2 protein-coding genes are annotated in these 1,457 nt (G+C 59.3%); both read right to left on the reverse strand.

What is annotated here, in order from left to right:
• Nucleotides 1-1,072 (reverse strand): DUF58 domain-containing protein (locus L692_RS0108690; protein ID WP_025699020.1); only part of this gene is annotated, 1,072 nt, incomplete at its 3' end.
• A 1-nt stretch (nucleotide 1,073) separates the two neighbouring features.
• Nucleotides 1,074-1,457 (reverse strand): AAA family ATPase (locus L692_RS0108695; RefSeq protein ID WP_025699022.1); only part of this gene is annotated, 384 nt, incomplete at its 5' end.

The following is a 1,457-nucleotide window of genomic DNA, read 5'->3' on the forward strand; positions in this document are numbered from 1 at the left end:
GCGTCTGCAGCATATTTCCGTCCGCCTGCGGGGTGATCAGCACGAAATAGGCGCCTTTGGGAAACATGCGGTATCCCTTTTCCAGCCGGGGAACAAGAGGACCTCTGCCCTCTCCGTTGATATCGATCAGATACTGAACCATCTTCTGCCGCTCCGCAGCGCTCTCCGCAGGGGCAAATACTTTGGTGTTCTTGTCCAGACAGCACAGCCCGATGCCTATCCTCTCCCGCACGCCGAACCCAAGCAGGGAGGCTGCTGTCGATACGGCCAGCTCGAACTGCGCGACAGAAGCGTAGGCCGAAGAGGTTCCGTCAAGAACAAGCATCGTCTTGGGCAGCGCTTCATGCTCGAACTCCTTGGATTTCCACGCTCCGGTCTTGGCCGTCGCATTCCAGTGAATGCGGCTCAAGCGGTCGCCGTACACATAATCGCGGACGCCGTTGATCTGCGTTGTCTCGCGCCGTGACTGGGCCAGCGAAGCCTGGGGGCCGGACAGCCGCGAATTCCGCTCGTACAGCATCCATCTAGGGATGTGAACGACGCTGGGAAGCACCCGGAACTGTCCCTGTGCGAGAAAGCTTCCCTTGTGCTCGACCAGCCCGAAAATATCCTCGCTGGAAATTCCCGTCTCGGAAAAAACATAGTGGCCGCGCTCCAGCGGAGGCGTCTGGAACCGCAGCTCCCCCTGCCCTTTAAAGTTCGGAACAAGGCTTTCCTCGAAAATCCAGGACTCCCCGTTATGCCTTTTGAGCATTTCGCGGACAACGACAAAGGGAAGCGGCAGCAGTCCGGGAAGCGCGACTTCAAGCTTGACGCGCATATGGCCTCCCGCATACAGCAAATCGGACTTCTCCCCTTCGGTGAAGAGGGTTCGGGCGCCCCGGGCTCTGCGTACTCCGGTTAATCCTCCGGCGAGCAGATACACCATCAGAACCGACACCATGATGAACAGCATGACGGACGTTTTGCCGCCTTGAAACAGCACATACAGCAGGGTAACACACCAAACCGCGGCAACTCCGGCCAGCTTGGCCGGAAGTCTTGCGGCGGCTGCGGACAGATAGCGTCTCATATTATTGCCTCATTGTCACAGGGACCTGGATGCTCTGCAGAAGATTGTTCAGCAGCGTATCCGCGCTGACGTTGTCCAGACGGGACTCGGGACGCAGCAGGATGCGGTGGCCAAGCGTGTAGGGCGCCAGCGACTTCACATCATCGGGCAGCACATAATCGCGCTCCTGCAGGAAGGCAAAGGCCTTGCAAGCCATCATATAAGACAGCGCTGCGCGGGGACTCGCCCCGAGCAGGACCAGCGGATGCGCTCTGGTGCCGCGGACAATATCGAGCAGGTAGCCAAGCACCGGCTCGCTGATATACACCTCGCGGATCTCCTCCTGAATGGACGCTATTCTCTCCATTCCCGTCACCGGCCGAAGCTTGTCCACCGGCTGCCCCTC

Source organism: Paenibacillus forsythiae T98, assembly GCF_000520735.1.
Lineage (GTDB): Bacteria > Bacillota > Bacilli > Paenibacillales > Paenibacillaceae > Paenibacillus_AQ > Paenibacillus_AQ forsythiae.